The organism is Bacillus cereus group sp. MYBK139-1 (assembly GCF_051916915.1).
GTDB classification, from domain to species: Bacteria; Bacillota; Bacilli; order Bacillales; family Bacillaceae_G; genus Bacillus_A; species Bacillus_A pacificus.
In genome coordinates this window covers 337539-361880 of the sequence record NZ_JBQAHO010000004.1, presented here as the reverse complement: position 1 = coordinate 361880, position 24342 = coordinate 337539, and the positions used below count along the sequence as shown (strand labels likewise).

Below are 24342 nucleotides of genomic sequence, written 5' to 3'. Positions count from 1 at the left end.
ATGATCCGTACGGAAGAAATGCTTTTGAATGTAGGTCCTCAGCATCCGAGTACACACGGTGTGTTCAGGCTTGTTATTAAAATTGACGGGGAAATTATTAAAGAAGCTACACCGGTTATTGGATATTTGCATCGCGGGACCGAAAAGATTGCAGAGAGCTTACAGTATACGCAAATTATCCCTTATACAGATCGGATGGACTATTTATCGGCTATGACGAATAATTACGTCATTTGCCACGCTGTAGAGACGATGATGGGGCTTGAAATCCCAGAGCGAGCTGAATACTTGCGAGTACTTGCAATGGAACTTGGAAGGATTGCGAGTCATCTCGTTTGGTGGGGGACAAATCTTCTCGATATAGGAGCGGTCAGCCCGTTTTTATACGCATTCCGTGAGCGGGAGATGATTATTAATTTATTAAACGAATTATGCGGTGCCCGGCTTACTTTTAACTATATGAGAGTCGGCGGTGTAAAGTGGGATGCGCCGGACGGTTGGATTGAAAAAGTGGAAGAATTTGTTCCGTATATGAGAGAGCAATTGGCGGGTTACCATGATCTCGTTAGTGGCAATGAGATTTTCTTAAATCGTGTAAAAGGCGTTGGTATATATAGCGAAGAAGATGCAATTTCATATTCTTTAAGCGGAGCAAATTTGCGGTGCACCGGAGTAAACTGGGATCTTCGCAAGGATGAACCGTACTCCATTTACGACCGTTTTGATTTCGATATTCCTGTTGGGAGCGTGGGGGATGCTTGGGATCGCTACGTTTGCCGCATGAAGGAAATTGAGGAGGCGTTAAAAATTGTCGAGCAAGCTGTCCAGCAATTCCCGAAAGAAGGAGCAGTACTTGCGAAAGTACCGAAGATTATTAAGGCTCCTAAAGGGGAAGCTTTCGTCCGTATAGAGTCGCCGCGAGGAGAAATTGGTTGCTATATTGCTAGTGACGGAAAGAAAGAGCCATACCGTTTGAAGTTTCGCAGGCCGTCTTTTTACAATTTGCAAATTTTACCGAAGTTATTGAAAGGTGAAAACATCGCCAATTTAATTACGATTTTAGGTGGAGTGGATATTGTACTTGGGGAGGTTGATGGCTAATGATTGAAACGCTCTTACAATCACCTTCTAGCTGGACGAATTTCTTCATTTTTTTCGGATTAGCGGTGCTCCTATTATTTGCAGTCCTTGGCTTCGTTACATATGGTATTTTGGCAGAACGGAAAGTGATGGGTTTTATGCAAGGGCGGATTGGACCAAATCAAGTAGGAGGCCGGTTTGGTCTGCTGCAAACGGTAGCCGATGTTTTAAAACTATTACTGAAAGAGGATAGTATTCCGAAGGCGGCAGATAAACCGTTGTTTATATTAGCACCTGTTATTGCATTCGCGCCAGCATTTATGGTTCTTGCAGTTATCCCATTTACTGATAAATTTCAGTTCGCGGATATTGGCGTAGGCTTACTGTATTACATTGCTGTTTCTGGCATTACGACGATTGGCGTCGTAACCGGAGGATGGGCATCGAATAATAAATATTCCCTTTTAGGGGGGATGCGTGCAGCGGCGCAAATGATTTCTTATGAAATTCCGCTCGTAATGAGTGTAATCGGAATCGTTTTGTTAGCTGGTAGCCTAAATTTAAATGAAATCGTAGCAGCGCAGGAGAATGTTTGGTACATTTTCGTGCAACCAATCGGTTTCGTCGTATTTTTAATCGCGGCGGTAGCAGAGTTAAATAGGACGCCGTTTGATTTACCAGAAGCTGAGTCGGAGCTTGTTTCTGGATATCATACGGAATACTCAGGGTTTCGCTGGGCGTTTTTCATGCTTTCAGAGTACGTATATTTCTTCGGGATGGCATCTTTAATTACTGTGCTCTTTTTAGGCGGATGGAATCCAGTTATGTTCCTTGGATTCATCCCAGGTGCCGTATGGTTTGCTTTAAAGTTTAGCAGTGTAGTTTTTCTATTAATTTGGTTCCGCGTTACGTTTCCGCGTATAAGAGGTGATCAGTTAATGGAGTTTGGCTGGAAAGTATTATTGCCAATTGCACTTGCAAATATTTTCTTAACGGCATTGATTAAGGAGTTATTCTTCTAATCTATGAGGGGGGTGCCAGTAAGAGATGAAAGGGCTATTTAAAGGACTAAAATATACATTAAGCAATTTGAGTAAAAAGAAGGTGACGTATGATTATCCGAATCAACCATTGCCATTGCCAGATCGTTTTCGAGGGATTCAAAAGTTTTATCCAGAAAAGTGTATTGTTTGTAACCAGTGCTCCAATATTTGTCCGACAGACTGTATTCAGTTAACGGGGAAAAAACATCCGGATCCTACGAAAAAAGGAAAAATTATCGACACGTACGATATTAATTTTGAAATTTGTATTCTTTGTGATTTATGTACAGAAGTTTGTCCGACAGAGGCGATTGTTATGACAAATAACTTTGAACTCGCGGAATATTCACGGGATGACTTATTCAAAAATTTGCAGTGGCTTGATGAAAACGACGAAAATGTCAGGAAGGAGAATAAAGCATGAATGGCGAGTTTATAGCATTCTTTATACTATCCTTGTCTGCAATTATCGGCGGCGTTCTTATGTTGAATTTAACGAAGGTCATGCATATGATGCTAGCTCTCGTTCTAACATTTCTTAGCATTGCAGGTTTGTACTTTCTTTTATCAGCTGAATTTATCGGGGTTGCACAAATTTTACTTTACTCGGGTGCGATCACAATTATTATGATTTTTGGCATTATGTTAACGAAACATAACGCAGAAAATGAATCACGTCTTACTCTTCGAAAATGGATTATCTTCTTTGCGGTTGTAGCATTTGGGGCAGTTATGTATTTCGCTGTAAACAGTATTGATTTTGCAAATGAAAGCACACAAGGAAGTTTACCTCTCCATGAAAAAAACACACTTCAAATCGGTACACTTCTCTATTCAAAATATATTATTCCATTTGAGCTAACTTCAGTTATTTTACTTGTAGCACTTGTTGGCGCAATTATTCTTGCGAAGAAGGATGAGAAAGAGGAGGATTCCAATGAGTAGCGTTCCTGCTTCTGCGTATTTAACGCTTGCGATTATTTTATTTTGCATCGGTTTATTTGGAGCTTTAACGAAGCGCAATACAGTGATTGTATTAGTTTGTATTGAATTAATGCTGAACGCAGCCAATTTAAATTTAGTAGCGTTTAGTAAATTAGGTTTGTTCCCAAATTTAACAGGGCAAATTTTCTCTCTGTTTACGATGGCCGTAGCAGCAGCGGAGGCGGCGGTAGGACTCGCCATTTTAATTGCTTTATATCGTAATCGTACGACAGTTCATGTAGATGAAATGGATACGCTTAAAGGATAACATTGTGACCGAAAAGGGGGAAGGAAACAATGATCGATTATGCATGGCTCATACCGCTTTTCCCGCTTGTTTCGTTTTTGTTATTAATTATATTCGGGAAGAAAATTAGAGAAGGAAGCAGTGTACTTAGTATTTTCTTCGTCTTTCTCTCCTTTATATTTGCGGTACTTGTATTAATAGAACGGTTTTCGACAGTACCAGTGAAGCATAAGTGGGTATGGCTTAGAGCTGGAGATATTGATATATCATTTGGCTTTGAAGTGACTGCATTAGGAGCTTTAATGCTGTTTATCGTTACGCTTGTGAGTTTACTTGTACACGTGTATTCGAAAGGTTATATGAAAGGTGAGGAAAGATTACCAACCTTTTATGCCTATTTAGGACTCTTTACATTTGCGATGCTCGGGCTTGTTATATCACCGAATTTATTACAGCTTTATATATTTTGGGAGTTAGTCGGCCTTGGTTCGTTCTTACTCATCGGTTTTTATTTCTTTAAAGAAGAAGCGAAGGCTGCCGCAAAAAAGGCTTTTATTATGACACGTATTGGCGATGTCGGTTTATTTATTGGGATGATCTTAATTTTCTGGCATGCAGGTAGTTTTGAATATGACGCAATTTTTAGAGCGATTCATACGGGTGATCTGACTCCGACAATGATTACAATAACGGCGATATTAATTTTTATCGGGGCGATGGGGAAATCAGGTCAGTTCCCGCTTCATACGTGGTTACCAGATGCAATGGAAGGGCCGACGCCTGTTTCGGCACTTATTCATGCGGCGACGATGGTCGCAGCTGGCGTATATTTAGTGGCAACGATGTTTCCGCTATTTTCAGCAAGTGCGGTGGCGATGCAGACGGTAGCAATTGTTGGAGCCTTTACTGCAATCTTTGCAGCTTCCATCGGTCTTGTACAAACGGATATAAAGAGAGTGCTTGCTTATTCTACAGTTAGCCAGCTCGGGTATATGATGCTTGCACTAGGATCTGCCGGTTATGTAGCTGGTGTGTTCCATTTAACGACACACGCTTTTTTTAAAGCATTACTATTTTTGGCAGCAGGAAGTGTCATTCATGCAGTGCATACGCAAAACATTAATAAAATGGGCGGTTTACAGAAGAAGATGAAAGTAACGGGTGCCTTATTTTTAATCGGTACTCTTGCAATTAGTGGTGTGCCACTCCTTTCCGGTTTCTTTAGTAAAGATGAAATTTTAGCGGCAGCTTGGATGAACGGCAATTACGTTTTATTCGTCTTAGCGATAATTGCAGCATTCCTAACAGCGTTCTACATGTTCCGCCTATACTTTCTTGTCTTTACGGGGGAAGCGAAGACGAAGGAAGATGTGCATGAATCGCCCCGCATCATGACGTATCCGATGATTGTCCTTGGTGTTCTTGCAGTCGTGGCAGGTTATATAAATACACCATGGTTTGGAACGTTTCTCGGAGATTGGCTTACGAAAGATGTAGCGTTTAAAGTGCGAGAGGCGCACGGACCAGTTTGGATTATGATTGTTGCGACGCTCGTTTCTTTGACTGGGATTGCTCTTGCATATGTTATATATGGCAAGAAATCTATTTCTAGAGATTGGGCTGGTGGCGAGGAATCGCCTCTTTATAAACTTTTGAAAGAAAAATATTATGTGGATGAACTATACAATATGACGGTGCTTCCTATTACGAAAGGAATCGCTCATGTGCTTCGCCTATTTGAAGTGTATGTAGTCGAAGGAATTGCCGTTTTAATAGGGAGTTTAGTAAAAGGGATAAGTACAATTGGCTCTAGACTCCAAAACGGAAATGTACAAGTGTATGGGACTGTAACAGCTGTTTCACTTGCAGTACTCTTCATTATTTTGCTCTATACGGGAGGGGATTTACGATGAATGATTTGTTATTAACGTTCTTCATTTTTTCCCCGCTTTTAGGAATTCTCTTACTTACATTAACACCGAAAAAAGAATCGCGTACAGTGCGAGCGCTCGGTTTATTTGGAACAGCGCTTCCATTCGGAATCGCTATCGTCCTCGCTTGTACATATGCTTCTGGAAAGAGTTTGTCTCTATTTGATGAAAAAGTGAAATGGATTACATTTGGGGATTTTGCAGCGGTGGATAAAAGGTGGTTTTCCATTTATTACGAGCTTGGTATTGATGGTTTATCGCTCGTTATGATGGTACTGACGGCCCTTCTAGCGATGCTCGCAGCAATTGCAGCATTTACTATTAAAAGAAACTTGAAAGCATTTTATATGCTGTTACTCATGTTAGAAATAGGGATGCTCGGTGTCTTCGCTGCTCAAAATTTAATGTTGTTCTTTATCTTCTTTGAAATTACATTGCCGCCGATGTTTTTATTAATTGGGAAGTGGGGGAAATTGTCGAGTGAAAAGGCTGCTTATAGTTATTTAATATATAACGGTATTGGCTCCGCTATTTTGCTTATCGTTTTCTCGGTTTTATTTGCGAAAACAGGTACAACCAATATTACAGAGCTTAAAGAAATATTAACGAGTGTAGGTACTGGCGGAGGAATGGCTGTCTCAAGTAGCTTACAGTTCGGCTTGTTTCTTAGCATAATGATCGCTTTTGCGATTAAACTACCCGTTTTCCCGTTACATCGCTGGATGGTCAATGTACATATTGAAGCACATCCGGCTGTAGTTATGCTTCATGCAGGTGTTTTACTGAAGATTGGAGCATACGGTATAATCCGCTTCGGACAGGGACTATTCCCGGAATACTTTCGCGAGTTTGCAACGCTCATTGCGATTTTAGGAGTCATCAATTTATTGTACGGAGCCTTCTTAGCGCTCATTCAAACGGACTTCCGGAAGGTGCTTGCTTACTCTAGTATTTCACATATGGGTATTGTATTAATGGGCCTTGGGGCGTTAAATGCACCAGGTACACAAGGCGCTCTATTCCAAGTTGTTTCGCACGGTTTAATTGCAGCCTTACTCTTTTTCTTACTTGGTGTTATAGAACAGCGTTTTGGAACGTCGGATATTACAGCACTTGGCGGACTTGCAAAAAGTGTACCGGTACTTAGCGGATTCTTCTTAGCGGGAGGAATGGCATCGCTTGGATTGCCGGGGATGTCCGGATTTGTTAGCGAATTTCTTGCCTTTCTCGGTTTATTCCAAGGAGAGCCAGTCGTTGCAGCGGCCGGAGTACTTGGCATCATTTTAACCGCTGTATACGTATTAAGAGCAACACTTCAAGTAACATTTGGTAAGAAAGAGTGGGAAGCGAAAGCTGATATACACGGTTGGGAGTATGTTCCTATATTGCTACTTATCTTCTGCATTATTGCAATTGGCGTAATGCCAGAAATACTAGGGGATCCGCTTCAAAATACGTTGAAAACATTGGGGGTGAAGTAGGATGGATATGAATACGTTACTTAGCTTATCGTGGCATCTCATGGTGCCAGAATTCATTATTCTCGGTGCTGCCATCCTTCTTTCCATATGTGATTTGTTTTTTAAGCTGAACCATAGATACGTAGCGCTTGGTGCCATCGCGGCGGTCGTATTAGCAATCGTGTCACTAATTATGCTATATAGCGAACCAGCAGGAGATATTTTAAATGGATCGTTTGTGTTAGATGGATTTTCAAAAGGATTTAAAACGTTGTTGTTAGGCGGGGCGGCCCTCATTTTATGCATCGCAATGAGTGATGATAAGAAAAATCCAATTGAAGATAAGGGAGAATATTATTACTTATTTTTAATGGCGCTTCTTGGGGCGATGTTTATGGCTTCTAGCGTTGATTTCATTACACTTTTCGTCGGTTTAGAATTGCTTTCACTTTCTTCCTACATTTTAGTAGGAATACGAAAAAAGAACCGTGCATCAAATGAGGCGGCAATGAAATATGTCATTAATGGAGGAATTGGAACGGCAATTACGCTCTTTGGAATGAGTTATTTATACGGCATTACAGGATCAACTAATATTGTGGATATGCAAAAGGTATTTGCTGGGGAACTGGCTGGTGGCATTCAGTTATTGCTAGCTCTTGCATTTCTATTATTACTCGTTGGGCTCTCATTCAAAATTGCGACAGTGCCGTTTCATATGTGGGCGCCTGATGTATATGAGGGAGCGGCTACACCTGTTACTGCTTTTCTTGGAACGATTTCTAAAATTGCGGGGTTCTTACTCATTATTCGTTTGTTCCTCATGGTTTTTGCAAGTGTATCGGTGCAAGGAGACACGCAATCTCTATACGGACGTATGAGCATATACATCGCTGTGCTAGCTAGTATTACGATGATTATTGGAAATGTAGTCGCATTAAAGCAATATAACGTAAAACGCCTATTTGCTTATTCAGGAATCGCGCATGCAGGATATTTACTCGTACCGCTTGTAGCATTATCACCATTTACGATGGATAGCATGTGGTTTTACATGCTTGCGTATATGCTTATGAATATAGGCGCATTTGCAATTATCCACGGCTTAATCTTACAAAGCGATAAAGAAAACATCACCATTTTCACCGGATTATATAAAAGGTCGCCATTTACAGCAATCGTGATGACGATTTTTATTTTATCGTTAGCGGGGATACCAGGAACAGCTGGTTTCATTGGGAAAATTAACATCTTTTTAGGGGCACTTCATGTAGAGCCAGCTCATTACGTATTAGCTTCTATTATGATGGGGACGACAGTCATTTCATTCGTATATTATTTCCGTATTTTACAGCAAATGTTTTTCCGTACGGGAGAAGTAGAAGAGAAAATTCGTTTGCCACTCAATATAAAGGTTGTGATGAGCCTTTGCGCAATTTCAATTGTAATACTAGGGATTATGCCGATGGTTGGGTACAATTTCTTTTATGAATATTTTCCATTAATGAAAGATTTCTTCTTCTTAGGGAACGTGGTACAATAGTGAAAATAAAAGGTGTGGAGTCGTTACTCTGCGCTTTTTATTTTGTGTGAACTACGATTGAAAATACATATAAGTATACGCTTTTAAAGAGAAAATTACGATGTAAAATGTAAGATGCTTATTTGTATTTGAAAAAGTGTGGCTCCTACTTATTATGGTATCGTTTTTATATGATTTCGTAAGTAGTAGCTAGGTAAAAAGGAGTCGGTTTTTTGGCACATCTTTTAGGGCAACAAGCACTGATTGCTATCGTTTCGCATTTATTGTTTATTACCATTACGTGGTGGGCCTTACAAGGTATTCACATTGAGCGTTTAATGAAGCCTGGAAAGGTGATGCAGACGAGAGTATTACTTATCTTAATTACAATTGCAATTGGGACATCTGTAAGTAACTTTTTCCTTGATTATTTAGGCTATTCAAAGAGTTTAACGTATTTAGTAAAGTAAGTGTATAGAACCTCATATCTCCGTTAACAATGGGGATAGGAGGGGATGAAATTGAAGCTTAAAGCCATTCTTGTTGTTGCATTAAGTGTTGTTTTATTTTTGGTTGGGTATAGAGAGATGAAACCAATGAGCGATGAACAGAAGATGGAGAGTATGATCGCAGCTGTAGAGAAAAATGATGCTAAAGTAGAGAAATGGTCATGGCTAGCGCGAGAAACAAAAACGATTTCTAATATACATACGTTTCAAAAGTTGTTAAACGACGTGAAGGACAAGGCAAATATTCAAAAGTGGGAATTAGAGCAATCTCCAGATGGATATAAAGCTACATCCTATAAAAAGTTTTCTTCTTATGAAGAACGAGTAGTAGTAACTTGGAGTAAGGAAAATACTAAAGAAAACACTTTCATTATTTTTGAAGTGAGCGGGGCAAAATGGGACCCGAAGTACATTCAGAAAACGAATAAAATTTTTAGTGAAAAACCTATAATTTACACTTGTGTTCAAGGTGCACTGAATGATAAGATTGAAGGTGTTTTGCAAAATAAAACCAATCAGGTTTTGAAAGATCTTTCAGCAAGAGCGATCGAACAGATAGAAGAAAGAGCATTTGTGTCAGTCTCCGCATACAATAAAAAGTGGGATGACGCTCTTTCAACAAATAGAGAGAAAATAAATGTGCAAATAGCAATACGTTCTACAGACAACAAAGATACAATTGTGGTTGGCACACCGATCATAACTTCTGAGTATTGAGTGAATAGATACTGAAAAAAGGACACGGAGGGGAATAATTTGGAAAAGATCATCGTCCGTGGCGGAAAGCGGTTAAACGGCACAGTGCGTGTTGAGGGCGCAAAAAATGCTGTATTACCTATAATCGCTGCAGCCCTATTAGCGAGTGATGGAAAGAATGTACTATCTGAAGTACCAGTTTTGTCTGATGTATACACAATTAATGAGGTATTACGTCATTTAAATGCTGAAGTCGTATTTGAAAATAACCAAGTAACAATCGATGCTTCTAAAGAGCTAAACATTGAAGCACCATTTGAATATGTACGTAAAATGCGTGCATCTGTTCAAGTAATGGGACCTTTATTAGCACGTAACGGTCGTGCTCGTATTGCACTTCCTGGTGGATGTGCAATTGGTTCACGTCCAATTGACCAACATTTAAAAGGCTTTGAAGCAATGGGAGCAAAAGTACAGGTTGGTAACGGTTTTGTTGAGGCATACGTTGAGGGAGAACTAAAAGGAGCTAAAATTTATTTAGACTTCCCAAGCGTGGGCGCGACAGAAAACATTATGTCTGCAGCTACATTAGCAAAAGGGACAACAATCCTTGAAAACGCAGCGAAAGAACCAGAAATCGTTGACTTAGCTAACTTCTTAAATGCGATGGGAGCGAAAGTACGCGGAGCTGGAACTGGAACGATTCGTATCGAAGGCGTTGATAAATTATATGGTGCAAACCACTCTATTATTCCTGACCGTATTGAAGCTGGAACATTCATGGTTGCAGCGGCAATTACTGGTGGAGACATCTTAATTGAAAATGCTGTGCCTGAACATTTACGCTCAATTACAGCGAAGATGGAAGAAATGGGTGTTAAAATTATTGAGGAAAATGAAGGTGTACGTGTTATTGGCCCAGATAAGTTAAAAGCGGTTGATATTAAAACTATGCCTCACCCAGGTTTCCCAACAGACATGCAATCACAAATGATGGCATTATTACTACAAGCTGATGGAACAAGTATGATTACAGAAACGGTATTTGAAAACCGCTTTATGCACGTTGAAGAATTCCGTCGTATGAATGCTGATATTAAAATCGAAGGTCGTTCTGTTATTATGAACGGTCCAAACAGCTTACAAGGTGCTGAAGTAGCAGCAACTGATTTACGTGCTGCAGCTGCATTAATCTTAGCTGGTTTAGTATCAGAAGGTTACACTCGTGTAACTGAGTTAAAACATCTTGACCGTGGCTATGTAAACTTCCATAAGAAATTAGCTGCATTAGGTGCAACTATTGAACGTGTAAATGAAAAAGTAGAAGAAGTGAAAGAACAAGAAGTTTCTGATCTTCACGCTTAATTGAAATAGTCTCTATGTCTTTTGACATAGGGGCTATTTTTTTGGGCTTATTACTGTTATAGTCAAGAAATTCTATACTTATGCACGTACCAGTAAAAATATTTAGAAAATTTTTGTTTTAAATTGGCCCCCTTAAGTATGTTCTAAAAGAAAGAGTTGTTCCATAAGAATGAATGGAGTAAAGCTTTTTTTATATTGGGGGAAATAAGATGAAATTTTCAAAGCCACTTTTTATTACAGTAGCGCTTCTCATAGCGCTCGTTATCATTGTACCTGCTGCTCTTGTGATTCCGTTTGCGAAAGCAAAAGTAGAGGAAAAAGCAGCTTCTAAAACTCCTCCAGCGATAGAAAGTATACCAGCTCCAGGGAAAGTGGATACAGCGGTTCAAGTTGCTGTATATCGTGAGAAACAAAAGAAGGTAGAATCATTGCCTATGGAGGAGTATGTGACCGGTGTAGTAGCTTCTGAGATGAATGCCAGTTTTGAAATAGAGGCGCTAAAGGCGCAGGCATTAGCAGCGAGAACATTTGTAGTCCAGCGTATGCTAAGCGGAGGTAAGAAAAACAATGCGGACGTGACAGATACGGTGAAAGATCAAGTGTACAAAAGCAAAGAAGAATTGAAAAAACAATGGGGCAATAACTATGAAAATAATTTGAAGAAAATCGAAGAAGCTGTTTCGAAAACCGCAGGACAAGTTTTAACGTATGACGGAAAGCCAATCTCAGCATCATTCTTCTCAACGAGTAATGGCCGGACAGAAAATGCGGCTGATTATTGGGGAAATGATTATCCGTACTTAAAGAGCGTAGATAGCCCGTGGGATCAAGCCTCTCCGAAATTTACGAGCGAGCAAACCTTTACCGTAGCTGACTTTCAAAAACGTCTCGGTGTGAAAGTGCTAGCAGACGGAAAAGTTGGAAATATTAAAGATCTTACGGAAGGAAAGCGCGTAAAGGATGTAGCATTTCAAGGAAAAACATTAACAGGAAAGGAAGTTCGTGAAAAGTTAGACTTACGTTCTTCCGACTTCACGTGGAAACAACAAGGGGATAAAATCATCGTTACGACGAAAGGCTTCGGCCACGGCGTTGGTATGAGCCAATACGGAGCGAACGGCATGGCAGCAGAAGGCAAGAAATATACAGATATCGTCGCTCATTACTATAAAGGCGTTGAAATAAAGACGATGAACGACTATGAAGGTAAGTTGATGGTGAAGAAGTAGGTGTCAGGGTCTCCTGGCACCTGTTTTTTTGTTTAAAATATCATAATTTTCCATTAATTGTTTGGTATAATAGGATAAAAAGTATTTGGGGGAGACAAAATGGCGTTACTGGAGTTGAAACAGTTAGGGAAGACGAACCAGTTACCGGCAGTTGAACTGAAGGTTGAGAAGGGGCAATGTGTTGTTTTGCAATGTAATAACCATACAGCTAAAGTATTGCACCGCATTATTATTGGTCAGGAAGAAGCTTCAACTGGCAATGTGCTATTTGAAGGTGAAGCGATTGGAAAGAGAAATTATTCTCGCATCGGCTTTTGTTTTTTGAAAGATGAAGCATATGATCGTTTGAAGGTGAAGGAATACTTTAATTTTTTAATAGGGCTGTATGAATCGAATATGAGTATAGAAGAAGTTGTACAATATGTCGGCCTCTTAGATAAATTAAACGTTAAAATAGAAAAACTATCATTTTCAGAGAAACGTCGTCTTCATATTGGGCGAGTGATGATTCATAATCCGGATTTAGTCATTTTGGAAGAGCCGGAGCAAAATGTAGATACAGAGAGTACGATTATGATTCGAAAAGCAATTATGAAAATGAAAGAGCAAGGAAAGGCGATTTTTATTACATCATCTTTCCTATCTGATGCCCTGTCGTTAACAGAAGATGTATACATATTAAACAATGATGGTGTGAAAAAAGTAGAAATCGAACAAGAGGAAGCAGAAGAGATCGATGAAGAAAAAGTCGTTCAAATGATTCCGCAAATGAAGTTAGAAAGAATACCAGCGAAAGTAAACGATAAAATCATTTTATTAGACCCAATGGAAATCCATTTCATTGAAACGCAAAACGGGTTAACACATATTCACGTTCGTGAAGGGGATTTCGTATGCGCATTAACATTAAGTGAACTAGAAGCGAGATTAACAGGTTTTGGTTTCTTTAGATGTCATCGCTCTTACCTTGTGAATTTACAAAGAGTACGAGAAGTAATTACTTGGACTCGTAACAGTTTCAGCTTAATTTTAGACGACGAAAGAAAAAGTTCAATTCCGCTTTCGAAAGGACGAATGGATGAGTTGAAAGGTGTAATTGGGCTATAAAATTCGCTCCAATAAGCTCAAAATACGATCCATTCATCGGTAAAAATACTCCTTTTACCGGTATTTTACTGCGTAAACCCTTTGATTTTCATATGATTGAGTCAAGAAAAGCGAAACAAACAAACGAAAAGCGCTAAAGCGACTTTCATCTATAAAAGAAAAAAACAAAGGGGCTGACGAGATGACATTGGCAATTGAAATGAAAGATGTAATGAAAAGTTTCAATGAAAAAACGGCACTTCGAAATGTAAATATTGAGGTGAAGCAAGGAGAAATTTTTGGATTCCTCGGACCGAGTGGATCTGGAAAAACGACAACAGTAAAAATATTAACTTCTCAATTACTTCATAGCGTTGGAACGGTAAGAGTATTAGGGAAAGATATTACAGGGCCAAGCAGCATCGATTATAAACGAATTGGTATTTTAACAGACAACAGCGGTTTATATGAGAGACTTAGCATTTATGATAACTTATTATTATTTTGTGACTTATATGATTGCAAAAAAGAACGAATCGATGAAGTGCTAGCGCAAGTGAATCTATTAGATGATAAAAAAACATTAGTAAAGAAACTATCAAAAGGAATGAAGCAGCGCGTCACACTAGCAAGAGCAATCCTTCATAAACCAGATATCCTCTTCTTAGACGAACCAACATCTGCACTCGATCCAGTTAACGTACAAAACATTCATAAAATCTTAAAAGACTTAAATAAAGAAGGAACGACAATTTTTTTAACGACGCACAATATGGAAGAAGCAGAGACGCTCTGTAATCGCATCGCCTTTCTATGCGGTGGAGAAATTGTAGCACTTGATACACCAGAAAACCTACGCTTACAATATGCAAAAGACCAAATCCAAGTCGTATTAAAAGATAAGCAAAAAGAAGTGGTGCAAAAAGATGAATTAGGTGCAAAACGCATTTCAGAATGGATGAAAAAGGGCGAATTACTATCCATTCATTCACACGAACCAACGCTAGGCGATATCTTTATTGAAGTTACTGGGAGGGGATTATAATGACATTTTCAATGAGACGATTTTCAGCTATTTTTCGAAAAGAGGTACAGGATATTAAAGCAAATGCATCTGTACTCGTAATGGCGGCACTGCCACTCGTATTTTCTTTTGTTTATCAACAGATGGATGGACCGAAAGAGCAAATCGCTAATATGGTAACTTTAATGGCTTTAACAATGGTAGGAAGCTTTGTTCAAGCAGCTTTAATTGCGGAGGAAAAAGAAAAACAAACGCTACGTGTAATGATGTTATCTCCAGCATCAACATTAGAAGTATTGCTAGGAAAAAGTGCATTAACAGCTCTTATTACATTCGTAATTTGTATTAGTAACTTTGCTATTTTAGGTGTAATAAAGGGGAATATGGTTTTAATTGCTCTATTTTTACTTGTTAGTATATTTTTCTTCCTTATGTTAGGTACGGGGATTGGATTAATAGCTAAAACAACGGCGTCAACATCAGTAGTAGGTATGCCGATTCTATTTGTTTTTCTTCTAGCTCCAATGTTAGGCGGATTTATTAAAAGTGAGTTTGTAAAAAAGGCAATCGATTTCCTTCCAACGAAGCATCTTGCGGACGCAATGCCGAAATTGCTGGCTGGAAAAGGATTTTCAACTGTTAGTGGTGATTTAATCAATATTATAATTTGGTGTGTCCTTTCCATTATTCTTTGTATGGTGGTTTACAAAAAGAAACAAATGGACTAAAAACTGAGCCAAAACGCTCAGTTTTTTCTTTTTTCAATCATTTCCTCGGAAATTTTACAATCACTATACATATTTTTACAGATTTTGTCGAAAAGTAATTAGTTATAGGTTGTATAGGATGCGTGAATATTGTTCAAAATGATTGCTGAGGTGATGATGGAATGCGAGGAAGAAATAATAAAAAGTCGCAAAAGGTAGTACATTTATTTCAAAAAAGATGGGTATTTCCGGCACTATACATTGCTTGTGCAGCGGTAATTTTAATGGTTGCGCTATGGTTCCAAGGAGCTAATACGAAGAAGACTCCGAACCAAGATCAAGCAACGCCGTATACACAAACGGAAGATCCAGCAGTACCAGTAACGAAGTCTTCAGAAGTAGTGAAAATGCCAGCTCCTGCTAATGCGGAAGTAGTGGTACAGAAGAAGTTCTATGAAGATGCAGCAACTGAGGCGGAACAAGAAAAAGCACTTGTCTTTTATAACAACACATATTCCCCAAACAAAGGAATTGACATTGCTGCGAAGAATGGAAAAGAATTCAATGTTACAGCTGCTTTAAGTGGTACAGTAACGAAAGCTGAAAAAGATTCACTTCTTGGTTATGTTGTAACAGTTGATAGCGGAAATGGTGTAGCAGCTTCTTATCAAAGCTTAGGCAGTGTAAAAGTAGAAAAAGGTGCACGAGTTGTACAAGGTGAAGTATTAGGAAAATCCGGTCTAAGTGCAATGAATAAAGAAGCAGGTTCTCACGTTCACTTTGAAGTACGTAAAGACAATGTGGCTGTGAACCCTGAGCGCTACTTAAATAAGTCAGTAGCAGAAATTAAAGCTGATGCAGGTGCTGCAAAGGCAACGAACGCTTCTGGTAAAAAAGCTGATGACAAATCTCAAAAAGAAGAAAAGTCAACGAGCACGAAACCAGAAAGTAAAACAGAAGACAAGTCTCAAAAAGAAGAGAAATCAACTAGCGGTTCAACTAGTGACAAAAAAGAAGAACCGAAGAAAGAAGAAAAATCAACAAATGGTTCTACAGAATCATCTAACGATTCTTCTTCGCAAGAATAAGAAAGTGAAAAAATCAGTTCTCACTAGGAGAGCTGATTTTTTTATTTCCATATAAAAATACTCAATTTCGAGAAAAAAGTTGCAATAACAAGGAAAAATGACGAGATTCTCGAATATATATTACAAAAGGGAGGGGATACTGTGTCATTTTTGTTTGTTCTGTCGACTGCTATTATTTTATTGTTTGTTTTATTTACTTTATATTATTACATTGCCGGTAAGAAAGAGGTTCCCCACCATCAATTGTTAGAAGAAGAGTTAGAGCGAGAAGAATGACGCCTTATATATAAGGTGTCATTTTTTTTCGCCAAAATAGTCACAGTTAACGTATTTCTCACAAAAAAACGTAATTTTTCTTAACTTAGTCCGCAAAAATAGTGAACATGTAGCATATATCAGTAGTGCGGGCAATACAATGGTATAAACCAAAGCAAAGAGAGTGTTTGAGGTGAGAAATCGTGAATCATTTCATTATAAATCCAAGAATGTTTAACGCTTACAAACAGCACTCACACTTACTTCTAAGTCGTATGCAGCGAGGCTCATTTCACCCTTCTCACATCCAATTTAGGGAGGCGAGTGGTGTGCACGATTACATCAAAGAGAGAACTATCAAGATTGGTAAGTATATCGTGGAGACAAGAAAGACAGTGCGTGTCATTGCAAAGGAATTTGGGGTATCAAAGAGTACAGTCCATAAAGATTTAACGGAACGTCTACCAGAAATTAATCCAGAGCTCGCAAATGAAGTGAAAGAAATTCTTGATTATCATAAGTCTATTCGTCATTTAAGAGGCGGAGAAGCAACAAAACAAAAGTATAGAAAAGAAGATGTAGAAAAGCCGGTACGTCAATAAATATGCGATCGCAAACATTCCGTTTCAATTCGGTAATATTTTTCAGAAGAATTCTTTTTGCGAATATTACGTTTCTGTTAAATTTATGATAAAATCAGAAATTAGGTGTAAAAGAATTCGGGTGTAACCTGATTTTGAATATCGAGGAGGAAAAAACGGGAATGTTTGCGCGAGATATCGGAATTGACCTAGGTACGGCTAACGTATTAATCCATGTTAAAGGTAAGGGTATTGTATTAAATGAGCCATCTGTTGTTGCTATTGATCGTAACACAGGTAAAGTATTAGCAGTAGGTGAAGAAGCAAGAAGTATGGTGGGACGTACGCCTGGTAATATTGTAGCCATTCGTCCACTAAAAGATGGTGTAATCGCAGATTTCGAAATTACAGAAGCAATGTTAAAGTATTTCATTAACAAATTGGACGTAAAGAGCTTCTTTTCAAAACCTCGCATTTTAATTTGCTGTCCAACAAATATCACATCAGTAGAACAAAAAGCAATTCGTGAGGCTGCTGAACGTTCAGGTGGTAAAACAGTATTTTTAGAAGAAGAACCAAAAGTAGCCGCAGTTGGTGCTGGTATGGAAATCTTCCAACCAAGCGGTAACATGGTTGTTGATATTGGTGGAGGTACAACAGATATCGCTGTACTATCTATGGGTGATATTGTTACCTCTTCCTCTATCAAAATGGCTGGCGATAAGTTTGATATGGAGATTTTAAACTACATTAAACGTAAGTATAAGCTATTAATTGGAGAACGTACTTCAGAAGATATTAAAATTAAAGTTGGTACAGTATTCCCAGGTGCACGTAGCGAAGAACTTGAAATTCGCGGACGTGACATGGTAACAGGTTTACCACGTACAATTACAGTATGCTCTGAAGAAATTACAGAAGCATTAAAAGAAAATGCGGCTGTTATTGTACAAGCTGCAAAAGGCGTACTAGAGCGCACACCACCAGAATTATCAGCGGACATCATCGACCGCGGTGTGATTCTAACAGGCGGTGGAGCTTTACTACACGGTATCGACATGCTTCTAGCAGAAGAACTAAAAGTACCAGTATTAATTGCTGAAAACCCAATGCACTGCGTTGCGGTTGGTACAGGTATTATGTTAGAGAATATCGATAGATTACCAAAGCGTGCTTTACGATAAAATGAGAGGAACTAAGGTGTAAACCTTAGTTCTTTTTTTGTATTTTTATTTTTTTATTTCGATTTTTTGAGAAAATAGAAGAAAAATAAAGAAAAACGAAGAATATAGGTAAAATATTCATATATATGGTTAAATTTAATATTTCCTTATTTGAAAACGTTTATAATATAATGAGTCGAATACGACATTAAGGCAAATCATGTTTTAATACATATTGCCTTTCCCTAATCTGGGCATACACTCTTTTCTACCTCCGTGTCAGTTGCAAGTATATGCAACTATTTTAAGGGAATAGAGTGTGTGCATTTTTTTGTATATAAAGCTGAAAAGATATTAAAGTTTCACTTTATAATGACAAACAATAAACAAAATGGGATAATAAACAATATGTCCAAGTGGTAAGACCAATATTACAAAAGGGGCGATTGTTATATGCTAAATATAGAACAAATTAAAGAAATCATTCCTCACCGCTATCCATTTTTACTTGTTGATAAAATATTAGAAGTAGATGAAGGAAAAAGAGCAGTTGGAATTAAAAATGTATCCGCAAACGAAGAATTCTTTAACGGGCACTTTCCTGACTATGCAGTTATGCCTGGTGTACTTATTGTAGAAGCATTAGCACAAGTTGGAGCAGTTGCTGTATTAAAGAAAGAAGAAAACCGCGGAAGACTTGCTTTCTTCGCAGGTATCGACAATTGTCGTTTCAAAAAACAAGTACGTCCAGGTGATCAACTTCGTCTAGAAGTAGAAATGACGCGTGTACGTGGTCCAATCGGAAAAGGAAAAGCAATCGCAACAGTAGATGGTGAAGTTGCATGTGAAGCTGAAATTACATTTGCGATTGGTGATAAAAAAGAATAGAGAGTAATAAAAAATCCTTCTGTGAAATGCAGAAGGATTTTTTTAATTCCTCTTTTTTGTTCGAAATATTAAAATGCAGATTAATCAGAATTTTTATTGTAAATGAATGGAAATTTGTATATAATGGCGCTATAAATATCTTGAAATTAAGATAAATGATAGCGCGATAAAAATAGAGATATCGTTGTCACATTATAGAAGATGTGGGATAGGACAAAGATTATTCTGATTCGTTATGATGAAGAGTAGAGGAAAGTAATGGAGAAATTTAACGGTAGAAGTAAATGGAAAATTGGCGTAGCATATCGAGCATAAAAGAGAAAAAGGGGAAAATGTCGTATTCTGAAAAAAGGAGACCATAACATGTTCGGAAGAAAGAAAAGAAAGCCATTAAGACAATTAATTACACATAAAGAGCCTAAATCACGCATTACGGAACAGTACCGTAATATCCGTACAAATATTGAATTTACATCTGTAGATAACCATATTCGTTCTATCATTGTCACTTCAGCAGATCCAGGTGATGGGAAAACAACGACCATTTCTAATCTAGCAGTTGTTTTTGGACAACAAGGTAAAAAAGTATTGTTAATTGGAGCTGACTTACGTAAGCCAACATTGCAAAATTTATTCGCTGCACACAATCCAAATGGATTAACGAATTTATTATCAGGACAAGCATCATTTGTGCAATGTATTCAAAAAACAGACATAGAGAACGTATATGTTATGTCAGCGGGTCCAATCCCACCAAACCCAGCAGAGCTACTTGGGTATCGTAAAATGGACGAATTACTTCTAGAGGCATATAACATGTTTGATATCGTTCTGATTGATACACCACCTATATTGGCCGTTACAGATGCACAAATACTCGCTAATAAATGTGATGGAGTTATATTAGTAGCACGCAGTGAAAAAACAGAAAAAGATAAACTAATAAAAGCAAAACAAATATTAGATAAAGCATCCGGAAAACTACTTGGTGTTATATTAAACGATAAAAGAGAAGAACAGGAACAATATGGATATTATTAGAAAATAATGTATGAAATAGTGTTTTTTAAAGCTAGTAATTTTTTTGCTAGCTTTTTTGAATTATTTTAAAATTAAGTATCGTATTATACAAAAAACATGATATAATGGAATTTTTGGCAAATTGATGGAATGTGTTGTCATATTTAAGATTATTTTGTAAGATTATATATGTTTTTAAATAACAATCGTACATAGATATTACTAAAATAAAAAAATGTAAGATTATATGTTATAATTTTTGTTATGTGTAAAATTTAGAAAGTTGGAGGAACTTATGGAAGAAACAATTAGTTTGAAAGAGTTATTTCATATTTTAAAAAAACGTTTAGCAATGATCCTCGTAATCGCCTTTGGTGCAGCTATTGTAAGTGCTATCATTAGCTTCTTTTTTATGACACCAATCTATCAATCTTCGACGCAAATTCTTGTTAACCAGAAGAAACAAGAGGGATCGATGTTTCAAGCTGGTGAAGTTCAAACGAATATTCAATTAACGAATACATATAAGGTTATTATTAAAAGCCCAGTAATCTTAGAACAAGTAAATGAAAAATTAAATTTAAATATGACAGCCCAAGCGTTAACGAAGAAGATTAATGTTGCGAATGAAAAAGATTCACAAGTCATTTCCGTAACAGCTGAGGATAAAGATCCAAAAGTAGCTCGTGATATAGCTAATGCAACTGCAGATGTATTTAAAGGTGAAGTTGCAAAAATTATGAACGTGGATAACGTAACAGTACTATCTAAAGCAGAAGTTGCAGAAAATCAATCTCCAATTAAACCACGTCCGATGTTAAATGTGGCAATTGCCTTCGTTGTTGGCTTAATGGCCGCAGTTGGTCTTGCATTTTTACTAGAATACTTAGATAACACAGTAAAAAAAGAAGAAGATGTAGAGAACTTACTTGGTTTACCAGTGTTAGGTATTGTAGCTCGTATGGATGAAGAAACAATGAACGTGAAATCACACGCTCCATCATCAAGAAAAGTGAGGGGACAAACAATTGGCTCTTAATTTATTTAAAAAGAAGAAGAATCATCGTCAACGTCGTCAATTAATTGCTCATCAACAACCGAAATCACCAATTTCAGAACAATATCGTAATATTCGAACGAATGTCGAATTTGCAGCTGTTGATACAAATTTACATTCATTAATGGTAACGTCTGCAAACCCAAGTGAAGGAAAAACAACAACAACAGCGAATATGGCAGTTGTGTTTGCTCAGCAAGGAAAGAAAGTATTATTAATTGATGCAGATATGCGTAAACCAGCGATGCATCAAATGTTTCAAGTAGATAATATTTTCGGATTGACGAACGTATTAACGCATAGTGAACGTTTAGAAAAATGCGTACAACCGACAGCTGTAGATAATTTACACTTTTTAGCGTGTGGGCCAATTCCACCAAATCCAGCAGAATTATTAGGCTCAAAATCGATGCAAGAACTACTTGCACAAGCATATAGCCTTTATGATTTAGTTATCTTTGACCTACCACCAATTTTAGCTGTAACTGACGCACAAATTATGGCGAATGTATGTGATGCGTCTATTCTTGTCGTTCGTAGTGAATCGACAGAAAAAGAAACAGCAGTAAAAGCAAAAGGTTTATTAGAATCAGCAAAAGGTAAATTGTTAGGCGTTGTTCTAAATGATCGTGAACGTGAACAAGGCTTATATTATTACTATGGTGCAAACTAATTTCAAAGTGAGATATGTTTTTATCATATCTCCTTTTTCCTCTTGAATATGAGATGTCTCATATTCAAGAGGAAAAAGATTACTATGAGAGAGGGAGGATGACATAAATGATTGATTTACATTGTCACATTTTACCTGGTATCGATGACGGTGCACAGACAGAAACAGATAGTTTAGCAATGGCACAACAAGCTGTGTCAGAAGGAATACATACAATTGTCGCAACACCACACCATCAAAATGGGAAATATATAAATGAACGTACCTCAATTATTCATGGAGTAAAACAACTAAATGATGAACTACAACAACATAATATTCCGCTTACCATTTTACCGGGGCAAGAAATCAGGTTATATGGTGATTTATTAGAAGACTATGAAGCTGGTAAAATCGTTACTTTAAATGAAACAAATAAATATATATTTATTGAGTTTCCATCTAATCATGTACCTCGTTATGCAGAACAACTATTTTATGAACTACGTGTAAAAGGAATGATTCCAATTATCGTTCATCCCGAACGTAATGCCGAGTTAATCGAGCGGCCAGATAAGTTATATAACCTCGTCAATAAAGGGGCATTAACGCAAGTAACGGCAGGTAGTTTATTGGGTAAATTCGGTAAAAAAATTAAAAAGTTTTCGCTTCAACTTGTAGAACATAATTTAACACATATGGTTGCATCAGATGCACATAACACAACATCAAGAGGATTCCATTTAGCAGAAAGCTATGAACTAATAGAGAAAGAATTCGGTGCAAGTGTTATGAATGATTTAAGAGAGAATCCGTACTTAATCATTAGCGGGAAAGCAATTTATAAAGAAGATCCAGAACAAATTCGTCGTAAAAAATTGTTCGGTATTTTTTAAATAAAGAACTGGTGATGTCTCCTAACCGTTATCAACGGAGGCACTCGGTCGTGCTGTGGGTAGAAATTTTTATTTCGAACCTACCTTAGACGCTTGTCGTCGGGAGTATGACGTGAGGATGGGTTGGATGCCCATAATTTATTTATGATAGAAACTCTACCTATGGAGTTGTAAAGACGACCCTATAAGTAGGGTTTTTTTCATTGTTACATATATATATAATAATATAATTTGGGGGTACTAGATTTGAAAAAAGTAAGAAAAGCAATCATTCCAGCTGCGGGACTGGGGACAAGGTTTTTACCGGTAACAAAGGCAATGCCTAAAGAAATGTTACCAATTGTTGATAAACCAACAATTCAATACATAGTAGAAGAAGCGATAGAATCAGGAATTGAAGATATTATTATTGTTACTGGAAAAGGTAAACGTGCTATTGAAGATCATTTTGATCATTCCTTTGAATTAGAGCAAAGCTTACTAGAAAAAGGGAAGCATGAGATGCTAGAAAAAGTACAAGCTTCCTCAAGAATTAATATTCATTACATAAGACAGAAAGAACCAAAAGGTCTAGGGCATGCAGTATGGTGTGCACGTAAGTTTATTGGAAATGAACCATTTGCGGTATTACTTGGTGATGATATTGTACAAGCAGCAACACCATGTTTACGTCAATTAATGAATCAATACGAAGAAACACAATCGTCAGTTATTGGTGTACAAACGGTACCTGAAAATGAAACACATCGTTACGGTATTATCGATCCAATTGAACAAAATGACCGCCGTTATCAAGTGCGCCAATTTGTTGAAAAACCAGCAGAAGGTACAGCACCATCGAATTTAGCAATTATGGGGCGCTACGTATTAACACCAGAAATCTTTATGTTTCTTGAAGACCAACAAACAGGTGCTGGTGGAGAAATTCAGTTAACAGATGCGATTCAACGATTAAATGAAATTCAACGTGTATTTGCTTATGATTTTGAAGGTATTCGTTACGATGTTGGGGAGAAGTTTGGATTTATTAAGACGACAATTGAAATGGCATTACAACATGAAGAATTAAGAGATTCATTAATAAATTATATGGATGGAATTTTGAAGAAGAGAAATAAGTATAAAGGTGAGGTGAAATAATTTTGAGTTTGGTAAAAATATCAGAGGATAAATTAACAAAGGAAGAAAATGAAGTTCTAGTTTGTGAGCAAGTACCTGTCCGTAAAGGGTATATATTGGCAAAGAGATGTTTAGACTTTGTAGGAGCTTTGTGTGGACTAATATTTTTATTTCCCGTTTTTTTTATTGTAGCAGTACTTATTAAATACGAAGATCCGAATGGTCCTATATTTTTCAAACAAATTCGTATGGGTAAAAATGGACGAGATTTTTATATGTATAAATTCCGTTCTATGGTCACGGATGCAGAAAAACGCTTAGAAGATTTATTAGATCAAAATGAAGTGTCGGGTGCAATGTTTAAAATGAAAGATGATCCTCGTGTGACAAAGATAGGGAAATTTATTCGTAGGACAAGTATTGATGAATTACCGCAGCTAATTAATGTTTTAAAGGGAGAAATGAGTTTAGTTGGCCCAAGGCCCCCGTTACCAAGAGAAGTTCAGGAGTATACTAATTATGATCGTCAAAGATTAATGGTGAAACCAGGTTGTACAGGCATTTGGCAAATTAGTGGAAGAAGCAGTCTGAGTTTTACGGAAATGGTGGAGTTAGATATTGAGTACATAATTAATAGAAGCTTGATGCTAGATCTTAAAATTATTATAAAAACTGTAAGAGTAATGTTATTTGATAAAAATGCATATTGATTTTAATGTATTTTTTATATTTTTGACTTA

26 protein-coding genes are annotated in these 24342 nt (G+C 37.4%); all 26 read left to right on the top strand.

The window, feature by feature from the left end; genetic code table 11:
• A complete protein-coding gene (nuoD, locus tag ACTFRS_RS22390) occupies positions 1–1101 on the top strand; it encodes an NADH-quinone oxidoreductase subunit NuoD (protein ID WP_242294757.1) in 1101 nt (366 codons plus the stop codon).
• Positions 1101–2102 carry an NADH-quinone oxidoreductase subunit NuoH gene (gene nuoH / locus ACTFRS_RS22385; RefSeq protein WP_000573430.1) on the top strand — a complete coding sequence of 334 codons (1002 nt, stop codon included), beginning with the start codon at positions 1101–1103 and terminating at the stop codon, positions 2100–2102. The genes nuoD and nuoH overlap by 1 nt, the downstream gene beginning before the upstream one ends.
• A gap of 25 nt (positions 2103–2127) precedes the next feature.
• Positions 2128–2547 carry an NADH-quinone oxidoreductase subunit NuoI gene (gene nuoI / locus ACTFRS_RS22380; RefSeq protein ID WP_000677191.1) on the top strand — a complete coding sequence of 140 codons (420 nt, stop codon included), beginning with the start codon at positions 2128–2130 and terminating at the stop codon, positions 2545–2547.
• Positions 2544–3068: an NADH-quinone oxidoreductase subunit J gene (locus tag ACTFRS_RS22375; RefSeq protein ID WP_139868480.1), complete on the top strand. Its 525-nt coding sequence runs from the start codon at positions 2544–2546 to the stop codon at positions 3066–3068. Before nuoI ends, ACTFRS_RS22375 begins: the two co-directional genes overlap by 4 nt.
• Positions 3061–3375: an NADH-quinone oxidoreductase subunit NuoK gene (gene nuoK / locus ACTFRS_RS22370; RefSeq protein WP_000100078.1), complete on the top strand. Its 315-nt coding sequence runs from the start codon at positions 3061–3063 to the stop codon at positions 3373–3375. Before ACTFRS_RS22375 ends, nuoK begins: the two co-directional genes overlap by 8 nt.
• 29 nt (positions 3376–3404) lie before the next feature.
• The gene (nuoL, locus tag ACTFRS_RS22365) at positions 3405–5267 is read left to right on the top strand and encodes an NADH-quinone oxidoreductase subunit L (RefSeq protein WP_139868478.1); all 1863 of its coding nucleotides are present in this window, start codon (positions 3405–3407) and stop codon (positions 5265–5267) included.
• Positions 5264–6766, top strand: a complete 1503-nt coding sequence (locus ACTFRS_RS22360) for an NADH-quinone oxidoreductase subunit M (RefSeq protein WP_440024976.1) — start codon at positions 5264–5266, stop codon at positions 6764–6766. Before nuoL ends, ACTFRS_RS22360 begins: the two co-directional genes overlap by 4 nt.
• Before the next feature lie 7 nt (positions 6767–6773).
• Positions 6774–8288: an NADH-quinone oxidoreductase subunit NuoN gene (gene nuoN, locus ACTFRS_RS22355; RefSeq protein WP_440025123.1), complete on the top strand. Its 1515-nt coding sequence runs from the start codon at positions 6774–6776 to the stop codon at positions 8286–8288.
• Between the two features lie 212 nt (positions 8289–8500).
• Entirely contained in the window at positions 8501–8737 is a 237-nt protein-coding gene (locus ACTFRS_RS22350) for a DUF1146 family protein (protein ID WP_000940742.1), read from the top strand.
• A gap of 51 nt (positions 8738–8788) precedes the next feature.
• Positions 8789–9493 (top strand): YwmB family TATA-box binding protein, encoded by a 705-nt coding sequence (locus tag ACTFRS_RS22345; protein ID WP_420913343.1) that lies wholly within the window; start codon positions 8789–8791, stop codon positions 9491–9493.
• Positions 9494–9532: 39 nt separating this feature from the next.
• Entirely contained in the window at positions 9533–10837 is a 1305-nt protein-coding gene (gene murA / locus ACTFRS_RS22340; protein ID WP_000411263.1) for a UDP-N-acetylglucosamine 1-carboxyvinyltransferase, read from the top strand.
• Between the two features lie 209 nt (positions 10838–11046).
• Entirely contained in the window at positions 11047–12066 is a 1020-nt protein-coding gene (spoIID, locus tag ACTFRS_RS22335; RefSeq protein ID WP_000672636.1) for a stage II sporulation protein D, read from the top strand.
• Positions 12067–12165: 99 nt separating this feature from the next.
• On the top strand, positions 12166–13173 hold the full coding sequence (locus tag ACTFRS_RS22330) for a LytTR family transcriptional regulator DNA-binding domain-containing protein (protein WP_139868468.1): 1008 nt from the start codon (positions 12166–12168) through the stop codon (positions 13171–13173).
• Positions 13174–13354: 181 nt separating this feature from the next.
• On the top strand, positions 13355–14197 hold the full coding sequence (locus ACTFRS_RS22325; protein WP_000170852.1) for an ABC transporter ATP-binding protein: 843 nt from the start codon (positions 13355–13357) through the stop codon (positions 14195–14197).
• Positions 14197–14904: an ABC transporter permease gene (locus ACTFRS_RS22320; protein ID WP_440024977.1), complete on the top strand. Its 708-nt coding sequence runs from the start codon at positions 14197–14199 to the stop codon at positions 14902–14904. Before ACTFRS_RS22325 ends, ACTFRS_RS22320 begins: the two co-directional genes overlap by 1 nt.
• Before the next feature lie 161 nt (positions 14905–15065).
• On the top strand, positions 15066–15971 hold the full coding sequence (locus ACTFRS_RS22315) for a M23 family metallopeptidase (RefSeq protein ID WP_098214902.1): 906 nt from the start codon (positions 15066–15068) through the stop codon (positions 15969–15971).
• Positions 15972–16112: 141 nt separating this feature from the next.
• The gene (locus ACTFRS_RS22310; RefSeq protein ID WP_000008903.1) at positions 16113–16247 is read left to right on the top strand and encodes a hypothetical protein; all 135 of its coding nucleotides are present in this window, start codon (positions 16113–16115) and stop codon (positions 16245–16247) included.
• A 308-nt stretch (positions 16248–16555) separates the two neighbouring features.
• Positions 16556–16828: a sporulation transcriptional regulator SpoIIID gene (gene spoIIID, locus ACTFRS_RS22305; RefSeq protein ID WP_000544012.1), complete on the top strand. Its 273-nt coding sequence runs from the start codon at positions 16556–16558 to the stop codon at positions 16826–16828.
• Positions 16829–16989: 161 nt separating this feature from the next.
• Positions 16990–17991 (top strand): rod shape-determining protein, encoded by a 1002-nt coding sequence (locus ACTFRS_RS22300; protein WP_000457987.1) that lies wholly within the window; start codon positions 16990–16992, stop codon positions 17989–17991.
• 432 nt (positions 17992–18423) lie between these two features.
• On the top strand, positions 18424–18858 hold the full coding sequence (gene fabZ, locus ACTFRS_RS22295; protein ID WP_000931959.1) for a 3-hydroxyacyl-ACP dehydratase FabZ: 435 nt from the start codon (positions 18424–18426) through the stop codon (positions 18856–18858).
• Between the two features lie 363 nt (positions 18859–19221).
• Positions 19222–19899, top strand: a complete 678-nt coding sequence (locus tag ACTFRS_RS22290) for a CpsD/CapB family tyrosine-protein kinase (protein WP_440024979.1) — start codon at positions 19222–19224, stop codon at positions 19897–19899.
• A gap of 274 nt (positions 19900–20173) precedes the next feature.
• A complete protein-coding gene (locus ACTFRS_RS22285) occupies positions 20174–20917 on the top strand; it encodes a YveK family protein (RefSeq protein ID WP_440024981.1) in 744 nt (247 codons plus the stop codon).
• The gene (locus ACTFRS_RS22280; protein WP_087932590.1) at positions 20907–21608 is read left to right on the top strand and encodes a CpsD/CapB family tyrosine-protein kinase; all 702 of its coding nucleotides are present in this window, start codon (positions 20907–20909) and stop codon (positions 21606–21608) included. The genes ACTFRS_RS22285 and ACTFRS_RS22280 overlap by 11 nt, the downstream gene beginning before the upstream one ends.
• A gap of 107 nt (positions 21609–21715) precedes the next feature.
• Positions 21716–22483, top strand: a complete 768-nt coding sequence (locus tag ACTFRS_RS22275) for a tyrosine-protein phosphatase (protein ID WP_440024983.1) — start codon at positions 21716–21718, stop codon at positions 22481–22483.
• 246 nt (positions 22484–22729) lie between these two features.
• Complete coding sequence (gene galU / locus ACTFRS_RS22270) at positions 22730–23623, top strand: UTP--glucose-1-phosphate uridylyltransferase GalU (protein WP_440024985.1); 894 nt, start codon at positions 22730–22732, stop codon at positions 23621–23623.
• A gap of 2 nt (positions 23624–23625) precedes the next feature.
• Positions 23626–24312, top strand: coding sequence for a sugar transferase (locus ACTFRS_RS22265; RefSeq protein WP_440024987.1), 687 nt, complete (start codon positions 23626–23628; stop codon positions 24310–24312).
• The last annotated feature ends 30 nt before the right edge of the window (positions 24313–24342 follow it).